This is a genomic window from Serratia quinivorans, from assembly GCF_946227985.1.
Taxonomy (GTDB): Bacteria; Pseudomonadota; Gammaproteobacteria; order Enterobacterales; family Enterobacteriaceae; genus Serratia; species Serratia quinivorans_A.
The window spans coordinates 91,367-110,995 of record NZ_CAMKGL010000014.1 but is presented as its reverse complement, the minus strand read 5'-3'; the positions used below and the strand labels follow the sequence as shown (position 1 = coordinate 110,995).

Annotated in this window: 19 protein-coding genes; 11 read left to right on the top strand and 8 right to left on the bottom strand. The window is 57.7% G+C overall.

Annotation, left to right across the window (positions count from 1 at the left end):
• Positions 1-17 precede the first annotated feature (17 nt).
• Genes OCH02_RS23530 through agaF form a run of 5 tightly spaced genes read left to right on the top strand, consistent with a single transcriptional unit; the run spans position 18 to position 3,901 of the window.
• Positions 18-1,301 carry a D-tagatose-bisphosphate aldolase, class II, non-catalytic subunit gene (locus tag OCH02_RS23530; protein WP_261433217.1) on the top strand — a complete coding sequence of 428 codons (1,284 nt, stop codon included), beginning with the start codon at positions 18-20 and terminating at the stop codon, positions 1,299-1,301.
• A gap of 1 nt (position 1,302) precedes the next feature.
• Positions 1,303-1,779, top strand: a complete 477-nt coding sequence (gene agaV / locus OCH02_RS23525) for a PTS N-acetylgalactosamine transporter subunit IIB (protein ID WP_012146550.1) — start codon at positions 1,303-1,305, stop codon at positions 1,777-1,779.
• Between the two features lie 14 nt (positions 1,780-1,793).
• Positions 1,794-2,573 carry a PTS N-acetylgalactosamine transporter subunit IIC gene (agaW, locus tag OCH02_RS23520; protein WP_261093563.1) on the top strand — a complete coding sequence of 260 codons (780 nt, stop codon included), beginning with the start codon at positions 1,794-1,796 and terminating at the stop codon, positions 2,571-2,573.
• Entirely contained in the window at positions 2,563-3,456 is an 894-nt protein-coding gene (locus OCH02_RS23515) for a PTS system mannose/fructose/sorbose family transporter subunit IID (protein ID WP_261433216.1), read from the top strand. Before agaW ends, OCH02_RS23515 begins: the two co-directional genes overlap by 11 nt.
• Before the next feature lie 10 nt (positions 3,457-3,466).
• The gene (agaF, locus tag OCH02_RS23510) at positions 3,467-3,901 is read left to right on the top strand and encodes a PTS galactosamine/N-acetylgalactosamine transporter subunit IIA (protein WP_261433213.1); all 435 of its coding nucleotides are present in this window, start codon (positions 3,467-3,469) and stop codon (positions 3,899-3,901) included.
• Between the two features lie 40 nt (positions 3,902-3,941).
• Here agaF and OCH02_RS23505 read toward each other — a convergent pair whose 3' ends face one another.
• On the bottom strand, positions 3,942-5,678 hold the full coding sequence (locus OCH02_RS23505) for an ABC transporter ATP-binding protein/permease (RefSeq protein ID WP_261433212.1): 1,737 nt from the start codon (positions 5,676-5,678) through the stop codon (positions 3,942-3,944).
• A gap of 190 nt (positions 5,679-5,868) precedes the next feature.
• On the opposite strand from OCH02_RS23505, the gene OCH02_RS23500 reads away from it, so the two are divergent.
• The gene (locus tag OCH02_RS23500) at positions 5,869-6,576 is read left to right on the top strand and encodes a tetratricopeptide repeat protein (protein WP_261433211.1); all 708 of its coding nucleotides are present in this window, start codon (positions 5,869-5,871) and stop codon (positions 6,574-6,576) included.
• 48 nt (positions 6,577-6,624) lie between these two features.
• Here OCH02_RS23500 and OCH02_RS23495 read toward each other — a convergent pair whose 3' ends face one another.
• Together OCH02_RS23495 and OCH02_RS23490 are read right to left on the bottom strand one after the other, a co-directional pair.
• Positions 6,625-7,275 carry a DsbA family protein gene (locus OCH02_RS23495; RefSeq protein ID WP_017893828.1) on the bottom strand — a complete coding sequence of 217 codons (651 nt, stop codon included), beginning with the start codon at positions 7,273-7,275 and terminating at the stop codon, positions 6,625-6,627.
• A 75-nt stretch (positions 7,276-7,350) separates the two neighbouring features.
• Complete coding sequence (locus tag OCH02_RS23490; RefSeq protein WP_261110431.1) at positions 7,351-8,235, bottom strand: MBL fold metallo-hydrolase; 885 nt, start codon at positions 8,233-8,235, stop codon at positions 7,351-7,353.
• A gap of 109 nt (positions 8,236-8,344) precedes the next feature.
• Here OCH02_RS23490 and OCH02_RS23485 point away from each other — a divergent pair, with 109 nt between their 5' ends.
• Together OCH02_RS23485 and OCH02_RS23480 are read left to right on the top strand one after the other, a co-directional pair.
• Positions 8,345-9,253: a LysR family transcriptional regulator gene (locus OCH02_RS23485; RefSeq protein ID WP_261433210.1), complete on the top strand. Its 909-nt coding sequence runs from the start codon at positions 8,345-8,347 to the stop codon at positions 9,251-9,253.
• Positions 9,254-9,567: 314 nt separating this feature from the next.
• Entirely contained in the window at positions 9,568-10,722 is a 1,155-nt protein-coding gene (locus tag OCH02_RS23480) for an MFS transporter (RefSeq protein ID WP_135317785.1), read from the top strand.
• Here the strand turns inward: OCH02_RS23480 and OCH02_RS23475 are convergent.
• Positions 10,712-11,635, bottom strand: a complete 924-nt coding sequence (locus tag OCH02_RS23475) for a LysR family transcriptional regulator (protein ID WP_261433209.1) — start codon at positions 11,633-11,635, stop codon at positions 10,712-10,714. The two genes, OCH02_RS23480 and OCH02_RS23475, sit on opposite strands and share 11 nt — an antisense overlap.
• Positions 11,636-11,891: 256 nt before the next feature.
• Here OCH02_RS23475 and lysA point away from each other — a divergent pair, with 256 nt between their 5' ends.
• On the top strand, positions 11,892-13,154 hold the full coding sequence (gene lysA, locus OCH02_RS23470; RefSeq protein WP_261433208.1) for a diaminopimelate decarboxylase: 1,263 nt from the start codon (positions 11,892-11,894) through the stop codon (positions 13,152-13,154).
• A gap of 32 nt (positions 13,155-13,186) precedes the next feature.
• On the opposite strand, the gene OCH02_RS23465 is transcribed toward lysA, so the two are convergent.
• The 3 genes from OCH02_RS23465 to OCH02_RS23455 all read right to left on the bottom strand — a co-directional run bounded on the left by OCH02_RS23465 (position 13,187) and on the right by OCH02_RS23455 (position 14,989).
• Positions 13,187-13,489: a helix-turn-helix domain-containing protein gene (locus OCH02_RS23465; RefSeq protein WP_012146538.1), complete on the bottom strand. Its 303-nt coding sequence runs from the start codon at positions 13,487-13,489 to the stop codon at positions 13,187-13,189.
• Positions 13,490-13,494: 5 nt separating this feature from the next.
• Positions 13,495-13,839: a type II toxin-antitoxin system RelE/ParE family toxin gene (locus tag OCH02_RS23460; RefSeq protein WP_115183925.1), complete on the bottom strand. Its 345-nt coding sequence runs from the start codon at positions 13,837-13,839 to the stop codon at positions 13,495-13,497.
• Between the two features lie 139 nt (positions 13,840-13,978).
• A complete protein-coding gene (locus OCH02_RS23455) occupies positions 13,979-14,989 on the bottom strand; it encodes a LacI family DNA-binding transcriptional regulator (protein WP_261433205.1) in 1,011 nt (336 codons plus the stop codon).
• Between the two features lie 154 nt (positions 14,990-15,143).
• Between OCH02_RS23455 and OCH02_RS23450 the strand changes: the two genes are divergently transcribed.
• Positions 15,144-15,599: a GNAT family N-acetyltransferase gene (locus OCH02_RS23450; protein ID WP_261433204.1), complete on the top strand. Its 456-nt coding sequence runs from the start codon at positions 15,144-15,146 to the stop codon at positions 15,597-15,599.
• On the opposite strand, the gene galR is transcribed toward OCH02_RS23450, so the two are convergent.
• A complete protein-coding gene (gene galR / locus OCH02_RS23445; protein ID WP_261433203.1) occupies positions 15,596-16,615 on the bottom strand; it encodes an HTH-type transcriptional regulator GalR in 1,020 nt (339 codons plus the stop codon). The genes OCH02_RS23450 and galR overlap by 4 nt on opposite strands.
• 219 nt (positions 16,616-16,834) lie before the next feature.
• On the opposite strand from galR, the gene OCH02_RS23440 reads away from it, so the two are divergent.
• A complete protein-coding gene (locus tag OCH02_RS23440; protein ID WP_261433201.1) occupies positions 16,835-19,093 on the top strand; it encodes a molybdopterin guanine dinucleotide-containing S/N-oxide reductase in 2,259 nt (752 codons plus the stop codon).
• The last annotated feature ends 536 nt before the right edge of the window (positions 19,094-19,629 follow it).

Sequence of the window (19,629 nt, the reverse complement as noted above, 5' to 3'; positions counted from 1 at the left end):
GCCTGCGTGGGGGTTTCATGCAGCAGTTGTTACAGCTTGTTGAGCAGCACAAGGCCGGAAAACCGGTTGGGGTATTTTCCGTTTGTTCCGCTCACCCCTGGGTGCTGAAAGCGGCCCTGCGGCAGGCCAGAGCGCGTGGCACGCCGGTGCTGGTTGAGGCCACCTCGAATCAGGTCAATCAGTTTGGTGGTTACACCGGCCAGACGGCGCAGCAGTTCCGCGATGCGTTGTGGCAGCTGGCGGATGAAGTCGGGCTATCGCGTGACCGCCTGTGGCTGGGGGGCGATCATCTCGGCCCCAATGCCTGGCAGGATAGACCGGCAGAAGAAGCGATGCAGCTGGCCGAAACGCTGATCGACGATTATGTCCGCGCCGGCTTTCGCAAAATCCACCTCGATTGTTCCATGTCCTGCGTTGGCGATCCTTTCCCGCTGAATGATGAAACCGTGGCCGTGCGTGCGGCCCGGTTGTGCAGCGTCGCGGAGCGCGCCTGGCAGGAGAGCGGCGGCGAGCCACCGGTGTATGTCATAGGTACCGAAGTGCCGGTGCCGGGCGGCGCGCAGGAGGCGCTGGAAGGCATGCAGGTCACCACGCCGCAGGCGGTGCAGCAAACGCTTGAGGTACATCGCCTGGCCTGGCAGCGGGCGGAGCTGGTCGACGCCTGGAGGCGAACCATTGCGCTGGTGGTCCAGCCGGGCGTGGAGTTTGATCATCACAGCGTAGAACACTACCAACCTCAGCGGGCCCATGAACTTAGCCGCTTTATCGAACGGCAGCCGGGCATGGTCTACGAGGCACATTCAACGGACTACCAACCTCCGCAGGCCTACCGGCAACTGGTGGGCGACCATTTCGCCATCCTGAAAGTCGGCCCGGCGCTGACTTTTGCCCTGCGCGAAGCGCTGTTCGCCCTGGATCATATTGAACGTGAATGGCTGGGCGAGCATCAGTCGGCGCAGCTGTGCGCCACGCTGGAACAGGTGATGCGCGAACAGCCGCAGCAGTGGAGTCGCTACTACCACGGCAATCCGCATCAACAGTATCTCGACCGCCATTACAGCCTGAGCGACCGGGTGCGTTACTACTGGCCGCAGCCACAGGTTCAGCAGGCGGTAGAGGGGCTGATCGATAATCTGCGCCGTAATCCGGTACCGCTGGCGCTGCTAAGTCAGTATTTGCCCGATCAGGCCCGTGCGATGAATGCCGGCGAACTGAGCGACGATCCGCAGGACTGGGTGATGCACAAGGTGACGCAGGTGCTCGATGATTATCATGCCGCCTGCTACCCGGAGGTGCACTGAAATGCCAAATATCCTGATGACCCGCATTGATAACCGACTGGTACATGGCCAGGTTGGCGTTACCTGGACCAACACCCTGGGGGCCAATCTGGTGGTGGTGGCCAACGATGAAGCGGCAGCCGATCCGGTGCAGCAGAACCTGATGGACATGGTGGTGGCGGAGGGGGTGCAGACGCGTTACTTCACGCTGCAGAAAACCATCGACGTGATCCACAAGGCGGCAGATCGCCAGAAGATCTTTTTAGTGTGCAAAACGCCGCAGGATGTTTTGCGGCTGGTGCAGGGCGGGGTACCGATCCGTTTCGTCAACGTCGGCAACATGCATTTCGCCGAGGGCAAGCGGCAGGTGCATAAAACGGTCTCGCTGGATGAGGGTGACGTGGCCGCCTTTCGCGAACTGGCGGCGCTGGGCGTCGAGTGTGAGGTGCGCCGGGTGCCGGATGAAGCGGGTGAGCCCGTCGGCAAACTGCTGTTTTGAGTGTGGGGGAAATCATGTTGACTGATGCGTTATTGATTGCACTGCTGGCCGGATTGGCGGGGGTCGATCTGTTCGACGGCCTGACCCACTTCCACCGTCCAGTGGTTCTGGGGCCGCTGGTCGGCCTGATCCTGGGGGATGTCTATACTGGCCTGCTGGTCGGCGGCACGCTGGAGCTGGTGTGGATGGGCATGGTGCCGCTGGCGGGGGCTCAGCCGCCGAACGTGGTGATCGGCGGGGTGATTGGCACGGCATTCGCCATTCTTACCAAAGCCGATCCCAAGGTGGCGATTGGCGTTGCGGTACCGTTTTCAATTGCGGTACAGGGTTGCATCACACTGCTGTTCACCCTGTTTTCACCGATGATGCATCGCTGCGATCGCATGGTGAAAGAACTGAACTGGCGCGGCATTGAACGGGTGAACTACCTCGGTATCAGCATCCTGTTCGCGTTCTATTTTGTGGTGGCGTTCCTGCCGATTTATTTTGGTGCCGACGCGGCCAGTGCCATGGTGCAAAAGGCCCCGGTCTGGCTGTTGGACGGCCTGGCGGTGGCGGGTGGCATGATGCCGGCGATTGGTTTCTCATTGCTGATGAAAGTGATGATGAAAAAAACCTATGTGGCCTATTTTATCCTCGGTTTTATTTCCGTCACCTTCCTGAAATTGCCGATCCTGGCCGTGGCGCTGGGCGCGCTGGCGATCGCCCTGATCGACTTCTTTAACAGTCAACGGGCCGCTGCCGACCCGCTCAAACAACCTGTACCCCAGGAGGATGCTGAAGATGGCATTTAATGATTCTGACGATCTGCTGGCGCAAAAAGCGGAAAAACGCATGGCGCAGGCGCTGGCCACCAGCCAGGTGGAGCAGGACGACTACGTCGATAGCCAGCCCGCCGAGGCTCTGACCCGCGGTGATATCAATCGCATGGCCTGGCGCTCGTTGCTGTTGCAGGCGTCGTTCAACTATGAGCGCATGCAGGCCGGTGGCTGGCTGTATCAGTTGATCCCGGCGTTGCGCAAGATCCACAGCAATCCGCAGGATCTGTCTAACTCGATGAAAATGCACATGGAGTTTATCAATGTGCATCCGTTTGACGTCACCTTCCTTTCTGGGTTGGTGCTGGCGATGGAGCAAAACAAAGAGAAGATCTCCACCATTCGCGCGGTAAAAGTGGCGCTGATGGGGCCGCTGGGCGGGATTGGCGATGCGCTGTTTTGGCTGACGCTGCTGCCGATCTGCGCCGGGATTGGTGCCTCGCTGGCGCTGGAAGGTAGCCTGTTTGGGCCGATCGTCTTCCTGCTGCTGTTTAACGTGTTTCACTTCGGGCTGCGGTTCGGGCTGGCTCACTACGGTTATCAGGCCGGTACCAGCGCACTGGCGCTACTGAAAACCCATACCCGGCGAATATCCCACGCCGCCTCGATTGTCGGCATGACGGTGATCGGTGCGCTGGTGGCTTCGTATGTTCATCTTTCAACCCCGCTGGTGATGCATGCCGGCAAAGCCAGCGTGGCGCTACAGACCGATGTGCTGGACAAGCTGATGCCCAACCTGCTGCCACTGTGCTTTACGCTGCTGATTTTCTTCCTGATGAAGCGCGGCTTCTCACCGGTGAAGCTGATTGGCGTGACGGTGGTGATTGGCGTGGTGGGCAAGTTTATCGGTTTATTGTGAGGAGCGGTTTATGCCAGGCATTGTGATTACCGGCCACGGCGGCTTCGCCAGTGGGCTGTTGCAGGCGGTTGAACAGGTGGTGGGACCGCAGCCGTACTGCGTTGCGGTCAATTTTCCCGAGCAAATGAGTACCGCCGAGTTAAAAGCGGCGTTGATCTCGGCGTTGGCCGAAGTGGCCCAGCCGGACGGCGTGGTGTTTCTCACCGATATGCTCGGCGGTTCGCCATTTCGCTGTGCCAGCGAGCTGGCGGATACGCACGGGGATTGTGAGGTGCTGACCGGGGTGAATATGCAGTTAGCGGCGGAAATGATGCTGGAAAGGGACGGGCTGAGCCTGGACGAATTCCGCGAAGTGGCATTGGAGTGCGGTAAGCGTGGGTTGACCAGCCTGTGGCACGAAAGACGCCGGGTAAAATGTGAGGACGTACAGACCGACGGCATTTGAGGCAAGCCGGGTGACGCTGCGATGAGCACCACCCGGTTGATTAACCGGCGATAGGTAGGGGGCTTGGTGCTATTCGGGCCGGTTGGTTCTCTTCTGCACGGCTAAAGCGCCAGCAGCTCTGGTGGTATTTCGCCACGCTGTTGCGGTGCGCCACGCTGACCAATGTCACCTGCGGCAGCTCATCGACCAACAGGCAATACATCAACTGCTCGGTTTCATCGTCCAGCGCGCTGGTGGCCTCGTCGAGGAACAAAATGTCCGGGCGGGTCAGAATAGCGCGGGCGAACGCCAGCCGCTGTTGCTCGCCCGGCGACAGACGGTGGCTCCAGTTGGCACTGGTGTCCAGCCAGCGTTGCAGATGCTTCAGACGGCAATTTTCCAGCACTCTCAGCAGTTGCTCATCACTGTATTCGGCTGAGAGATGCGGATAACTGAGCGCCTCGCGCAGCGTGCCGATGGGAATATAGCTGCGTTGTGGCAGGAATAAGGCGCTGCTGGCCGCGTCGCGGCCAATGGTGCCGGAGCCGTAGGGCCAGATCCCGGCGATAGCACGCAGCAGCGTTGATTTACCGCAGCCCGAAGGGCCGACGACCAGCACTTTATCACCGCGTTTCAGCGTCATCGACGTTGAGCTCAGCAAGCTTTGACCGTCCGGCAGTTGCAGGCTGAGACGGTCGAGGATCAGCGGTTGGTGGTTCTCCGGTTGCTGTTGAATGCCGCGTTGCTGATGGTGTACCTGCTCCACGGCGGCGTTAAAACCGGCCAAACGGTTAACGCAGGCTTTCCAGGTTGCCAGATCGCTAAAGGCATCGATAAACCATGACAGTGCGCCCTGGACCTGGCCAAAGGCGGAGGCGATCTGCATCATGCCGCCCATCTGGATAGCGCCGGAGAAGTAACGCGGTGCCGCCACCAACAGCGGGAAAACAATGGCAAACTGGCTGTAAAAGTTAGAGGCGATGTTAAGCCGACGGGTGATGCGCATGATGGACCACCAGTTGGTGCGGATGCTGTCAAAGCGGTCACCCAACTGTTGCGCTTCGCGCGGTTCGCCGTGATAAAGCGCGATGGCATCGTTGTTTTCCCGGATACGGATCAGCCCAAAACGGAAGTTTGCCTCATAGCGCTCCTGATTAAAGCCGAGCTGGACCAGTGGTTTGCCGACCCACCAAATCAGCAGTGACCCCAGCACCGCGTACAGCAGGGCGAACCACACCATGTAGCCGGGCAGGGTGACGGCATGCTGATGGATAACAAAAGTCATTGGCCCGCTGACGTGCCAGAGAATGGTGATAAAGGAAAACAGCGTCACCAGACTGGAAAGCAGCCCAAGCGACAGCGACAGCGTGTACTGGGTCAGAACATTGAGATCTTCGGCAATACGCTGGTCCGGGTTATCGACGATCTGTTGCTGTTCGGTATGGTAATAGGCCTGATGCGCCAGCCATTTGCCCATAAATTTTTCGGTCATCCAGCGCCGCCAGCGCATCTGCAGGCCCTGCGTCAGGTAAATTTTGTATACCGCCAGCACGATGAAGATCAGCGCCAGATAGGTAAAGCGCCACAGCTGTGCCTTGAATACCGGATAGTTTTTGTTTTGCAGCGCGTCGTAAAACACCTGGTTCCACTGATTGATCAGCACGCTGATGTACACCAGCCCGAGCGACAAAGCGACAATGGCGATCAGCATCGACCAGGCTCGCAGTTTCTCTTCCGAGACCCAAAAGGGCTTAATCAATTGCCAGACGGCGTGTTTGGGGAGTGGGGTCGTGTTCATGAGTTCTCGTCGATTCTGTATTTTCTTCAGCATGGGCCGCGGACAAGTAACAAACAAACCTGGACTGTAAGCAGTTCTAACGCAGCTAACCGTTTGAAATATTAAGGCTGGATCGTCAGAGGTGTCGCCGGGAGCAATGGCGGTTATACTGGCGCCGAATTTGGGGTATTTACTGCGGAAAGGAAAAGTAATGAAGGCGTTGGTTCCCTTGCTGTTGACCTGTGGTGCGTTTGCCAGCGCTCAGGCCAGGGCACATATTGATGAGCCGGATATTGATGCCGATTGCCATAAGGTGGCGAGCTATGCCGAGCTGGGGAAAAGTGCTTACCAGCGCGGTGATTACCCACGCGCAGCCGACGTTTTCCGCGATCAGGCCGCCTGGAGCGAGTTCTGTGGTCTGGACAGTCAGGCGACCGCCACCGCTTACAACAACGTGGCGCTGGCGCTGATGCATGCCGGTGAACTGCTCAAGGCACGCGCCTATCTGGAATTGGCACCGCAGGACAGTAAATCCCAACATAATTTAAAACTGCTGCAGCAACGCCTGGCGAAGCAACCGCCGTCGAACGGGCCGGGCGGCGTCTACTGGCAGTATGCCGGGCGCGGCGTATGGAGCGAAGTGGAGGTCAAGCCGCAGGACGGTCGCTGGCTGATCGACTATTCCGGTTATTACATGCCGCAAATGGGGTTGTATTACGGCCCGAATATGGGCGAATTCGCCGAGGTGTTGCCGATTGAACAGGGCAAGGCGCTGTATCGTCAGCGGGAGCCGGAGGACGCGATAGCCTGTGATGTGGCGATGCACTTCACTGCGGATGCGCTGCAAATGCATACCCAAGGCGACTGCGGTTTTGGTTTTAACGTACGGGCAGAAGGGCGCTTTGTGCGGGTCGAATAAATAGCCCAGGCACCCAACTGAGTGGATGTCTGGGCAGGGTAACCCGGTTTATGCCCAGGTAGCGGCACCGCTCAGCAATTCTTTCCAGGCTTCAACATTCCCCAGATAGTTGCCCGCCGGGATCTGGCGCAGCTGGCCTTCACTGTCTTCGAGCGCAAAGGTCGGGAACCCTTGTCCCTGAACTTTGGCCAGCAGTGCCCGACTTTGCGCTATGTGTTGCGCGGTCGGGGCACCGGCGTTAAAGCGCATCTCGGCGATGAACGGGGCAGAAGCCAGGCCCAGCTCTTTTGCCAGGGCTTCCAGCACCGGCGTATCGGCGATGCGTCGACCTTCCTGATAATGCGCTTCCTGAATGCGATGCAGCATATCCAGCCCGCGTCCCGCCAGCGCTTGCGCCGCCAGTATCGCGGTAATCGGCGGCTCTGAGTCCATCACTGCGCTGGTATCACGCAGCAAGCCATTGAAATAGGCTTCGCCAAAGGTTTGTCCGGTTAACTCCGCAATACGCTTGTCGTGCGGGATAACATAATTACGCCATTCGTCCGTGATTTGGCGGCGATTGTTGCCGGTCATCATGCCTCCGGCATGCAGGGCGATGTTCAGCCCTGGAATGGTTTTGGCCGCCTTCACCAGCGGGGCTGCGCCATAACACCAGCCACACAGCGGATCGAAAATGTAATGCAGAGTCGTGCCGGTCATATTTATTCCTCGTTATCCCCGCCCCCTTTCAAGGGCGGGTTGCAGTAACGCCGTAGCCTGTTTATTAAGGCGGGCTTATTGCGGCCACTTCATTTCGCCTTTCAGCACCTTGGCGCTCAGTTCCAGGCTGGATTCATCTTTCAGGTTCGGGTAATGCTTTTTCATTGCCGCCACCAGTGCAGCAGAATCTTTGGCTTTTGGCAGTTCAGCTTCCAGCGTGGTCAGGTAGTTCTGGGTAAAGGTAACGGATTTCAGCGTCTGGTCGGCACCCGGCAGGAAATGGCCAGGAACAACGACTTTCGGTTTCAATGCCTTGATGCCTTCCAGCGTCTGCTGCCAGTGTGCGCGGGATTCAACGGTCTGGTTATCGGCGATCCACGGATGGATGTTGTCGCCCGCGACCGGAACACCGCCCACTACCGCTTTCAGCGCCGGGATCCACACGTAGGTGCGCTCCGGCGTTGGGCCGGTCAGGCCTTTCACTTCAACTTTCTGGCCGTCAACGGTGAAGCTGTCACCCTGCAACGCCTGTGGAACCACCACCGCTTTCGGCGCGTTGTCTTTCAGGATCGGGCCCCAATAGGCCACTTTGCCGTCTTTGGTGGCGTTGATTTCTTCAATGGTGCCCGGTGAGGCGATGATTTTTGCCTGTGGGAACGCGGCTTTAATCACGTCCAGACCAAAGTAGAAATCCGGATCTGAATGGCTGATGTACACGGTGGTCAGCTTCTTGCCGGTTGCCTTGATCTTTTTCACCAGTTCTTCTGCGTCATTGCGCTGGAACTGGGCGTCGATCAGCGCCACTTCGTGTTTGCCGCTGATGATCTCAGAGGACACCGGGAATACGCTTTTCTCACCCGGGTTGTACACTTCCATGGTCAGAGTGTCGGCGGCGGTGGCATAGGCGCTAAAGGTGGTGATGCCGGCGAAGGCCAGGGTCAGTAATGATTTGTTAAACATGGTCAGAGGTCCTTGGGTAACGATTAAATGTTGTATAGATGTTAGGTTGCATAAAGCGATAGAAAAACCGGATAATGAGCAATTATTCATTGCGTAAATCGGACGAATCATGGATCGCATTACCGCCGCTGAGGTTTTTATCACCATCGTTGACCGTGGCAGCATGATTGCAGCGGCGGAAACGCTGGAAATGTCGCGAGCCATGGTGACGCGTTATCTGGCCCAGATGGAGCAATGGGCCGGGGCACGTTTGCTGCACCGTACTACCCGTAAGCTTAGTCTGACTGATGCCGGAGAGCGTACATTAGAGCGTTGCCGACAGATGCTGGCGCTGGCGGGGGAAATAGACCTGGTCGAAGGGGAACAGAACGATGAACTACGCGGCCTGCTGCGGATCACCTGCTCGCAGTCGCTGGGGCAGACGGCGTTGGTGGGCGCGGTAGCGCAATACCTGAAGCGTCATCCGCAGGTGGCGGTGGATCTGCAAATGAATAATCGCACGGTGAATCTGGTCGAAGAGCGTATCGATTTGGCGCTGCGAATTACCAATGAGCTGGATCCCAATCTGATCGCCCGACCGCTGTCTTCCTGCGCCTCGGTGGTTTGCGCTGCTCCGGCCTACCTGGCGGCGCATGGCACGCCGCGTCATCCGCAGGATCTGGCGCTGCACAACTGCCTGACTTACTCCTACTTCGGTAAAAGCCTGTGGCATTTTGACCACCAGGGAGTGAAGTCGGCAGTCGCGGTCAGCGGTAATCTGAGCGCCAACGAGTCGGTGGTATTGATGGCGGGAACGGTGCAGGGGGCGGGGATTTCCATGCAGCCGTACTATTCGGCGGCACCGCTGCTGGCCAGCGGCGAACTGGTTGAGCTGATGCCGGATTATCGGCCCCAGTCGATGGGCATTTATGGCATTTATACTTCCCGTCGACAGATGCCGGCGACGCTGAGGACCATGCTGGACTTTTTAGTGGAGTGGTTTGCCACCGATGTCGGCTGGCGAGCGACGCTGCGCTGATATCGTTAACGCCGCGGTAACATTTTCACACATTTTTCATCATCAGCGCATTCAAGCGGTTAGCGTGTTTATCGGGGCATTTTGTGCGCTGTCGCGGCTGGGTCACTGGTTAACTGGTGGGGCGACGTGTAGTTTTTGTCGCGTGAGAAGAGTGAATAAGACTTAATAATTATAGGGTTAAATAGATATCCCGGCTCTTTGAACATCCTCTCTGACCTTTCCACGGACAGCCTGTCGGGCTGGCCGATAATTTTGTGTTTTTTACCAGCCTCGCGCGCCTGACGCCGGGGCTTTGTTGATTGGGAGCGTTACGCATGCCTGTTTCTCTGCTCGCACTGGCATTAAGTGCATTTGCTATCGGCACCACCGAGTTCGTTATTATGGGGTTGCTGCCGGAGGTCGCGAGGGATCTGCAGGTCTCTATTCCTTCCGCCGGCTGGTTGATCAGCGGCTATGCCCTTGGCGTGGCTATCGGCGCCCCGATCATGGCGCTGCTAACGGCGAAGCTGCCGCGCAAAAAGACGCTGCTACTGCTGATGGTGATTTTCATCTTCGGCAATATTATGTGCGCGCTGAGTTACAGCTACGATTTCCTGATGCTGGCGCGCATTATCACCGCCTTGTGCCATGGGGCATTCTTCGGCATTGGCGCTGTAGTGGCGGCTAACCTGGTGGCACCCAACCGTCGGGCTTCCGCCGTAGCGTTGATGTTCACCGGTCTGACATTGGCCAACGTGTTGGGGGTGCCGCTCGGCACTGCGCTGGGGCAGGCATTGGGCTGGCGCTCAACCTTCTGGGCGGTGACGGTGATCGGCGTATTATCCCTGTTGGCGCTGTATAGCAAGCTGCCGACGGTCAAGGATGAACAACCGACCGACCTGAAAAAAGAGCTGACGGCACTGCGTGGCGGCGGCATCTGGCTTTCGCTGCTGATGACCGTGGCCTTTGCCGCATCCATGTTCGCGCTGTTTACCTATATTGCCCCGTTGCTGACCGAAGTGACCGGGGTTTCCTCACATGGCGTGAGTTGGACGCTGCTGTTGATGGGGGTTGGCCTGACGCTGGGCAATATCCTTGGCGGCCGTCTGGCCGACTGGCGTTTGCCGCTGACCCTGACCTGTACTTTCCTGGTTATCGCCTGTTTCGCGGCGCTGTTCAGTTGGACCAGCCATTCGATGGTCCCGGCAGAGATCACCCTGTTCCTGTGGGCCGCCGCCGCGTTTGCCGCCGTACCGGCGCTGCAGATCAACGTGGTCACCTACGGTAAAAAAGCCCCCAACCTGGTCTCTACGCTGAATATTGCCGCGTTCAACGTCGGTAATGCCATCGGTGCCTGGGTCGGCGGCGTGGTGATTGCGCAGGGGCTGGGCCTGACCAGCGTACCGCTGGCGGCCGCGGGGATTGCGCTGCTGGGACTGGTACTTTGTCTGGTGACCTTCAGCCGCGCCAAGCGCCCGGCTAGCGTGTAATTACCGCTGCCAGACGGGCGGGGAGTGTCTCCGCCTGCTGTTGCAAATGCTGAGTAAAGGCCGTGACCAGCGCCGACGATGGGCGGTGCAGCGGCCGGATCAGACTGACGGTAAAGGGAACCTCAACGCTGAATGGCCGCACGTGGACGCCGCTGCCGGCGTAATCGAGCGCCGTCAGCGGGTTAACGATCGACACTCCCACTCCCGCTTTAACCATGGCGCAGACCGATGCGGCGCTATGGGTTTCCATCACCAGACGGCGGTTGACCCCTTCCTCACTGAACAACGAATCCAGTAGCTGGCGATAGCTGTCGGTGTTCGACAGGCTGATAAAGTTGTGTCCGGCAAAATCCTGCGGCGTCAACACCGTTTTCGCCAGCAGGGGATGCCCGGCCGGTAGCACGCACACCTCGTTCAGAGTCATCAGCGTCATGCGCTCGGTCCCCGCCGGGGTCAGGGTATTTTCCGTGAGTCCCAAATCGTGGCGCTGTGCCGACAGCCACTCTTCCAGCAGCGGTGACTCCTGCGGTATTACGCTGAAACTGACATCCGGATAGCGATCGATAAAAGGTTTGCACACCGCGGGCAGCAGTGATTGCGAGAACACCGGCAGGCAGGCAATCGACAGCTGTGCCTGCCGGAACTGGCGGATACCGGCGGCGGCGGCGGTGATACGATCCAGACCATAGTAGGAGCGCTGCACCTCCTCTAATAGCCGCAGGCCTTGCACCGTTGGGGATAAGCGGCCGCGTACCCGTTCGAACAATTGCAGCTGGATGAGCTTCTCAAAGCGTGCCAGCTCACGGCTGACGGTGGGCTGCGAGGTTTGCAGCAGCGCAGCGGCTTCGGTCAGGTTGCCGGTGGTCATCACCGCATAGAAGATTTCAATCTGGCGTAGCGTTATTGCGTGCATCGGCAGCTCCCGTAATCAGCAAAGCCATATCATAATTGAATAGACTCTGGCTAAATAGATATTTTCCACCCAAGAACGAGTGCGGCAATATTGGGGTATTCAACCATACCCTATGGATTTCAAGTTGCAGCTAGGCGACCAGCTCGCTCATCCCCAGGCGCTTACTTTAGTAAGTATCTGGGGTGAGCGAGTGCACTTAACAACGCTGCGACTTGAAATACGACGGGTAAGCAAATTTTGATTCGGGAACACTACTATGCCACGTACTTTACAGGATACGACGACTGCCCTTAATGCTGCTAACCTGTTGGCCCTGCCTGAGCGTTTTGGTTGCCCGGTATGGGCCTATGACGCCGCTATCATTAGCGAGCGCATCAGCCAGCTGCGTCATTTTGATGTGATTCGTTTTGCCCAAAAGGCCTGCTCGAATATCCATATTCTGCGCCTGATGCGTGAGCAGGGCGTCAAGGTGGACTCGGTGTCGTTGGGGGAGATTGAGCGCGCGCTGCAGGCTGGTTTTCAGCCGGGTGGTGAGCCAAGTGAGATCGTGTTTACCGCCGATGTACTGGATCACGCGACCCTGGCACGCGTCAGCGAATTGAAAATTCCGGTTAATGTCGGTTCGATCGACATGCTGGAGCAACTGGGCCAGGTTTCTGCTGAGCACCCGGTATGGCTGCGTATCAACCCAGGCTTTGGCCACGGGCACAGTCAAAAAACCAATACCGGCGGCGAGAACAGCAAGCACGGTATTTGGTATGCCGATTTACCGCAGGCGGTGGCGAAAATTCAGCAGTACGGCCTGAAACTGATTGGCGTCCATATGCATATCGGCTCGGGCGTGGATTACCAGCATCTGGAGCGGGTATGTGATGCCATGGTGCAGCAGGTGATCGATCTCGGCCAGGATATTAGCGCCATCTCCGCCGGTGGCGGCCTGTCGATCCCTTATCAGTACGGTGAAGAGGCGATTGATACCGAACACTATTTTGGCCTGTGGAACCGTGCCCGTGAGCGCATTGCTGCGCATCTGGGGCATCCGGTAAGCCTGGAGATTGAACCTGGGCGTTTCCTGATGGCGGAAGCCGGGGTGCTGGTGGCCGAGGTGCGCGCGGTGAAAGACATGGGCAGCCGCCACTTTGTGCTGGTGGACGCCGGTTTTAACGATTTGATGCGTCCGGCGATGTACGGCAGTTACCACCATATTTCTCTGCTGCCGGCCGATGGCCGCGATACTGCCAACCAGCCGCTGCGCGATACCGTGATTGCCGGGCCGTTGTGCGAATCCGGTGATGTCTTTACCCAGCAGGCCGGTGGCGGCATTGAAACCCGCGAACTGCCGCCGGTGCAGGTCGGTGATTATTTGGTGTTCCATGACACCGGTGCCTATGGCGCGTCCATGTCATCGAACTACAACAGCCGCCCGCTGCTGCCGGAAGTGCTGTTTGAGAATGGCGAAGCGCGATTGATTCGCCGCCGCCAGACCATTGAAGAGCTGATTGCACTGGAACTGATCTGATGATTTGGGCGCAGTTCAGTTCTGCGCCCGTTTTACAGAGACATGCGCCGGTGCTGGCCGTTGGGGAGTTGGACTTCCAGTGACAGCGTACCGCCCATGGCTTCAATATAGCGTTTCAACGAAGAGAGTTTGATTTCGCTACCGCGTTTTTCCAAATTGGCCACAGAAGGTTGGCTGATGCCAAGCCGTTTAGCCAGTTCAACCTGGGACACCGCCAGTTCTTCCCGCAGCATAGCCAGCCGCAGTTCAAAAATTTCTTTGTCCGCTTTTTGCCGAGCCGCGTCAACCACGGCGGGATCGAGCTTATCGATCAGATTTGATAATGGTTTGGCCATTTGCGTTACCTCTGGGTTGCCAAATAATGTGAAAACTCTCTGACGGCAATCGGTAGCATTTGTTGATAGAAACGTTTATTGCCGGTTTTGTCGCCGCCGCACAGTAGAACCGCTTGCCGTTGTGGGTCGAAGGCGAAGAAAACCCGATACGGACGACCACGATGCTGAATGCGTAATTCTTTCAGATGCTGTATTTGACCGTTGTGATGCAGCGTGTCGGCATGGGGACGCGCCAGCAAGGGGCCAAATTCCTGCAGTTTAAAGATGCCCACCAACAGGCTTTTTTGTTCATCGCTGTGTAATGATAAAAACCAGCTGTCGAATCGTTCGACGGTCACGACCTGCCACATGTCACGCTCCGAATATAGCCTTTGTGCTATATAGTGTAAAGGTTATTGTCATGACAATATGCGGGCTGGTGGCAGGGAAAGGAAATGGCGGTGGAGGAAATGCGGCGCGGCGCGCAATCGGCGGCAGCGCCCAGATAAGTCAGTTGGCGTAAGGCCCTGGAACCACGGATTCCCGCAGCCGAAGTTCACCGGTGAAAGGAGTGAGTGGCTGTATATCCTCCCCTTTAATCAGGCGGAAAGCCTGGCTGATGGCGGCTTCGATCATCACGTCGATCGGCAGATAAACGGTAGAGAGCGCCGGTTGCAAATAGGCGGCACTGGGTTCGTCATCAAAGCCGAACAGTGAGACATCCTGCGGCAGGCGTTTGCCCGCATCGTGCAATGCCTTCATTGCGCCGACCGCCATGTCGTCGTTACAGGCGAACAGGGCGCTAAAGCCGCTCCCCCTGCTCAGTAAACTACGCACAGCCTGATGGCCGCTCTGTACGCTGCTGTCACCATAGGCTACGCGGGCATCGTCGAAGGCAATGGTGTGATGCTCAAGTGCCTGCCGATAGCCGGCCAATCGAGCCTGTGCGGTAGGCGTGGCAATCGGCCCGGTAATGCAGGCTATCTCGCGGTGCCCTTGCTGAATCAAATAATCCACCGCATGGAAAGCGGCTTCCTGCTGTTCGAAGGACACACAGCGTGCACGGGCTTGTGGCAGATCGCGGTTGATCACCATGATCGGCACCGGCAGGCTGTCCAGCAGCTTCATCAGCGTGGCCTCGGACATAAAACGGGTATACAGGATGATGGCGTCACAGCGGCGATCGGCCAGCAGTTGCACCGCCTGTAGCTCGTCTTCCGGCGTGTCGTGGCCGTCGGTGACAATCAGATGCTTGCCGCTGGCCTCGATCAGCTTGGCGGCTTTGCGCAGCAGGCGGCCGAAGTAGGGGCCATCGAAGTTGGAAACCACCAGCCCGATGCTGTTGGAGCTTTTGTTCGCCAGCGACTGGGCCAGGAAATTCGGGCGGTAGCCCAGGTCGTCCATGGCCTTGAACACCGCGTCGCGGGTGCTCTTTTTCACCTGGCCGGTGCCATTCAACACGCGTGAAACCGTGGCTTTAGATACCCCCGCGCGAATGGAAACATCCAACATGGTGATCATCAATGGCTTACCCCTTTCAACATCCGCTGTGGCAAATAATGCTCAGTCTAGCATAGGGTTAACCCTTGGCTGCGCGGCTTTTTATCGCGGTGATTGCGTTGTGGTGAAACGCCCGTAGACTGCTTTCAGGTAACGAGAATAAGGGGAGGGCTGGATGACTAATATTGCGCTTCTGGCGGATTATCCACAGCACAGGCAACAGGTGGTTGACTGGTTATGGCGGGCGTTCGGCAGTGAAAACAGCAGGGCATTTTTCGCCAGCGTTGTGGACAGTGGCCTGCGTGGGGCAGATTTGCCCATCACTTTTATTGCCTTGCAGGGAGACGAACTGGTCGGCACCGTCGGTCTGTGGCGCTGTGATTTAATCAGCCGCCAGGATCTGACGCCCTGGCTGGCGGCGCTGTATGTCGATGAAAGCCAGCGCGGTAGCGGTCTGGGTTTGCGGCTGCAGCAGCATGTGCAGGACTACAGCCGCCAGGCCGGTTTCAACGAGCTGTATCTCTACAGTGACTTCAGCGGCTATTACGACCGTCACGGCTGGCACTATATCGGCGACGCGCTGGATTACCCTGACCGCCCGGTGCGGCTCTATCACCGCGAGCTGTGCTAGTTCTGCTCGTAAACGTTATTGATGCTGGCTACCGAATGGCGGCGCACCAGCGTCGGGCTGAACATATTGGTGATCTCCGGCAGCGGCTGGTTATTGGCCAGCGCCAGTGCCAGTTCGGCCGCCTGGGTCGCCATGGCCACCACCGGATAGCGGATGGTGGTCAGGCGGGGGCGCAGGTAGCGTGAAATCAGCACGTCATCAAAGCCAATCAACGACATTTGGCTCGGCACGTCCACGCTGTTGTCGCTCAGCACCGAGAGCGCGCCTGCGGCCATCGAATCGTTATAACAGGTCACTGCGGTGAAGTTTTTACCGCGCCCGAGCAACTCGGTCATCGCTTGTTCACCACCGATTTCGTCCGGCTCTCCGTAGGCAATCAGTCTTTCATCTACCGCAATGCCATGCTCCTGCAATGCATCGAGATAACCCTGCAGACGGTCTGCGGCGTCGGAAATTTGGTGGGTGGAGCAGACGATGGCAATACGCTGATGCCCCTGTTGAATCAAATGGCGAGTCGCCAGCCAGGCACCATAGCGGTCGTCCAGCGCCACACAGCGGGATTCAAAGCCTGGCAGCGTGCGGTTAATCAGCACCATCCCCGGGATTTGCTGCATCCAGCCGCTTAATTCAGGATCGGTCAGCTTCTTGGCATGAACCACCAGTGCGGCACAGCGGTGACGTACCAGTTGTTCAATCGCCTGACGCTCTTTTTCCGCTTCATGGTAACCGTTGCCAATCAGCAAGAAGTTGTGGGTAGCGTAGGCCACCTGCTCGACCGCTTTGACCATAGCGCCAAAAAAGGGATCGGACACGTCGGAGACGATCAGCCCTAGCGTTTCGGTCGATTGCTGCGCCAGCGCGCGGGCGTTAGCGTTTGGGTGGTACTGCAGTTGTTCCATCGCGGCCAGCACGGCGGTGCGTGAACTTTCGCTGGCCTTCGGGGAATGGTTTATTACGCGGGATACCGTGGCCACGGAAACACCCGCCAGCCTGGCAACATCCTTTATGGTAGCCATATCTGTCATACATCCTGGGTAATCGCTTACATTCCTCAGTCTTGCGGAAAAAACCCGGGGCTGCAAGCGCTGGCGATCGCAACTTGTGGTGGCTGTTGCAGATATGGGCGATTTATTCTGTGCTTAGACCTGAGTAGCTCAGTAATAGAGCCATTTGTGCTTTGGTGGCGCAGGGGAGCTAATGTTACTTTTGTGCATCCCATTTTGTTTGAGAACCGCATGTCGATTAAACGTTATCCGCAACTCGCTCACTGGGGGGCGTATACCGCCGTGGTTGAAGACGGCAGGCTTATCCACTGTGAGCCGTTCGCAGGCGATCCGGATCCTTCCCCGATGCTCGACTCCATCGCGCCGATGGCCTATTCCGACAAACGGATCCGCAAGCCGGCGGTTCGCCGTTCCTGGCTGCAAAAGCGTGAAGGCAGCGATCGCACGCTGCGTGGCCGCGAAGATTTTGTCGAAGTTGACTGGGATCTGGCACTCGATCTGGTGGCGGAAGAAAACCGCCGCGTGCGCGATCGCTACGGCCCCTCGGGCCTGTTTACCGGCTCCTATGGTTGGTCATCCGCCGGGCGTTTGCATCATGCGCGTTCGCTGGTGCGGCGCTTTTATTTCGGCGGTGGCGGTGGCGTTGATCAGCTAGGCAACTACAGCTGGGGCGCAGCGCAGTTTTTCCTGCCATATGTAATTGGTACCTTTACCCCATTGACCGGGCGCGTCACCAGTTGGCCGAGTGTGGTTGAGCACTGTGAGCTGTTTGTGGCCTTCGGTGGGTTGGCGCTGAAAAATGCCCAGGTATCGTCCGGTGGCGCGGCGGAGCACTCGCTCAAGCCATGGTTGCAAAAGCTGGTGCAGAAAGGCACCCCGGTTATCAACATCAGCCCGATGCGTGATGACTGTCCGGCATTTGTGAATGCCGAATGGATCCCGATCCGCCCGAATACCGACGTGGCGTTAATGCTGGCGCTGGCGTATGAAATTCAGCGGCGGGGCGCGCAGGACGAAGCATTTCTTTATAGCCACTGTGCCGGTTATGACCAACTGGCGAGTTATCTGCGCGGCACCGATGACGGCGTGGCGAAAACCCCTGAATGGGCCAGTGCGATCACCGGTATCCCGGCGGCGCGCATTGGCCTGCTGGCGCAGCAACTGATAGGCGTGCGCAGCTTTCTTACCTGCTCCTATTCCGTTCAGCGCGCTCATCGTGGCGAACAGCCCTATTGGATGATGATTGCCCTGTCAGCGATGCTCGGCCAGGTCGGGCTACCGGGCGGCGGCTTCTCGTTTGGCCACGGTTCAATGAACGGCGTTGGCAACCCGCGCGTGGATACGCCAGGGCCAATGATGCCGGTGGGGCCTAACCCTTGCGGGTTGGCGATCCCGGTGGCACGCATTTGCGACATGTTGCTGCAACCTGGCGAACCTTACCCGTTCCGTGGCGAGACGCTGCACTATCCGGATATCCATCTGGTGCACTGGGCCGGGGGTAACCCGTTCCATCATCACCAACAGTTAAACCGGCTGGTGGAAGGTTGGCAGAAGCCGGATACGGTGATTGTGCAGGATATCTGGTGGACACCGGCCGCCAAAATGGCGGATATCGTGCTGCCGGTAACCACCTCGCTGGAACGTAACGATATCGGCGGTTCATCGCGCGATCGCTACGTGTTGGCGATGCATCAGGCCATTGCGCCGCAGCATCAGGCGCGTAACGACTTTGATATTTTTGCCGATCTGGCGGAGCGACTCGGTTACCGCGAACAGTTCACCGAAAACCGCGATGAACGAGCCTGGATCGCATCTATCTATCAGCAGTGCGGGCAGGCGCAGGCCGGTACCGGTGTGGAATGGCCCGAGTTCGAGGATTTTTGGCGTAAAGGCTATGTCGAGCTACCGGCACCGGCGAAAGAATTTGTGTTCTTTGACGACTTCCGCGCTGACCCACAGGCCAACCCGTTGCAAACCCCGAGCGGCAAGATTGAGCTGTTCAGTGAGAAAATTGCCGGTTACCGCTACGCCGATTTTGCACCGCACCCGCAGTGGCAGCCGCCGGTCGAATGGCTGGGGGCGCCGCAGGCCAAAGAGTGGCCGCTGCACCTGATTTCCATCCAACCGAGCGATCGTTTACACAGTCAGATGGACCCGGCCCCCTTGGCGCAGGGCAATAAAACCGCCGGTCGTGAAACGCTGTATATGCACCCGCAGGATGCGGCAAAACGCGTTATTACCGATGGGGCTGAGGTGTTGGTCAGCAATGCGCGTGGCAGTTGTCTGGCGGGCGTCGCTATTACCGATGGCGTAACTCCGGGCGTGGTACTGATGGCCACCGGTGCCTGGTTTGATCCGGGCTTCGGCAGCCAGTGGCTGCAGGTGGAACAGTCCGGCAATCCGAACGTATTAACGCTGGATATCGGCACCTCGCCGCTCACCCAGGGGCCGAACGCCATGAGCTGCCTGGTCGAGGTGAGCGTTCGATAATTGACTATACCCTATGAATTTCGAGTTGCGGCTAGGCGTCCAGCTCACTCATCCCCAGGCGCTTACTTGAGTAAGTAACTGGGGATGAGTGAGTGCAGATAACAACGCTGCGGCTTGATAGGCGACGGGTATAAACAGCTGGTTACACTTTGCACCTTAATGTTGCGATTGCCTGCTGGCTGGCTTTTGCCGGCACGGGGTAAATTGAACGTCCCAGAGGTATTGATTGGTGAATCTCAGCAACTTGTTGTTGAACCCATATTAATTTGCACCAACCTACGCAGATGCGTAGGTTTTTTTTTGCCAAATGCCTTGCCATCCCGCCTGCACAAAATTCGATTTTGTATTTTTCTGTTCCAGGACTGTTTAAGTTTCATTGAGTTATTTCCGAAAATTGCGGGAAATTTACAGCTGGTTGCATTTAGAGCAAAACTCTTGCGATTGGTCGGTAGTTTCTTAATCGTCATCTCTCTAGAGTAGGTGATCCCAGAGGTATTGATTGGTGAGAAATCAGCATGCTCTGTATGTTGAAGCCA

Coding starts and splice junctions, on each gene's coding strand:
- OCH02_RS23490 (WP_261110431.1), bottom strand. CDS start 8,235: ATGTTTAACAAATCATTACTGACCCTGGCCTTCGCCGGCATCACCACC.
- OCH02_RS23465 (WP_012146538.1), bottom strand. CDS start 13,489: ATGGCCAAACCATTATCAAATCTGATCGATAAGCTCGATCCCGCCGTG.
- OCH02_RS23475 (WP_261433209.1), bottom strand. CDS start 11,635: ATGCACGCAATAACGCTACGCCAGATTGAAATCTTCTATGCGGTGATG.
- OCH02_RS23440 (WP_261433201.1), top strand. CDS start 16,835: ATGTCGATTAAACGTTATCCGCAACTCGCTCACTGGGGGGCGTATACC.
- galR (WP_261433203.1), bottom strand. CDS start 16,615: ATGGCTACCATAAAGGATGTTGCCAGGCTGGCGGGTGTTTCCGTGGCC.
- OCH02_RS23505 (WP_261433212.1), bottom strand. CDS start 5,678: ATGAACACGACCCCACTCCCCAAACACGCCGTCTGGCAATTGATTAAG.
- OCH02_RS23500 (WP_261433211.1), top strand. CDS start 5,869: ATGAAGGCGTTGGTTCCCTTGCTGTTGACCTGTGGTGCGTTTGCCAGC.
- OCH02_RS23530 (WP_261433217.1), top strand. CDS start 18: ATGCAGCAGTTGTTACAGCTTGTTGAGCAGCACAAGGCCGGAAAACCG.
- OCH02_RS23495 (WP_017893828.1), bottom strand. CDS start 7,275: ATGACCGGCACGACTCTGCATTACATTTTCGATCCGCTGTGTGGCTGG.
- OCH02_RS23485 (WP_261433210.1), top strand. CDS start 8,345: ATGGATCGCATTACCGCCGCTGAGGTTTTTATCACCATCGTTGACCGT.
- agaW (WP_261093563.1), top strand. CDS start 1,794: ATGTTGACTGATGCGTTATTGATTGCACTGCTGGCCGGATTGGCGGGG.
- agaF (WP_261433213.1), top strand. CDS start 3,467: ATGCCAGGCATTGTGATTACCGGCCACGGCGGCTTCGCCAGTGGGCTG.
- OCH02_RS23515 (WP_261433216.1), top strand. CDS start 2,563: ATGGCATTTAATGATTCTGACGATCTGCTGGCGCAAAAAGCGGAAAAA.
- lysA (WP_261433208.1), top strand. CDS start 11,892: ATGCCACGTACTTTACAGGATACGACGACTGCCCTTAATGCTGCTAAC.
- OCH02_RS23450 (WP_261433204.1), top strand. CDS start 15,144: ATGACTAATATTGCGCTTCTGGCGGATTATCCACAGCACAGGCAACAG.
- OCH02_RS23455 (WP_261433205.1), bottom strand. CDS start 14,989: ATGATCACCATGTTGGATGTTTCCATTCGCGCGGGGGTATCTAAAGCC.
- OCH02_RS23460 (WP_115183925.1), bottom strand. CDS start 13,839: ATGTGGCAGGTCGTGACCGTCGAACGATTCGACAGCTGGTTTTTATCA.
- agaV (WP_012146550.1), top strand. CDS start 1,303: ATGCCAAATATCCTGATGACCCGCATTGATAACCGACTGGTACATGGC.
- OCH02_RS23480 (WP_135317785.1), top strand. CDS start 9,568: ATGCCTGTTTCTCTGCTCGCACTGGCATTAAGTGCATTTGCTATCGGC.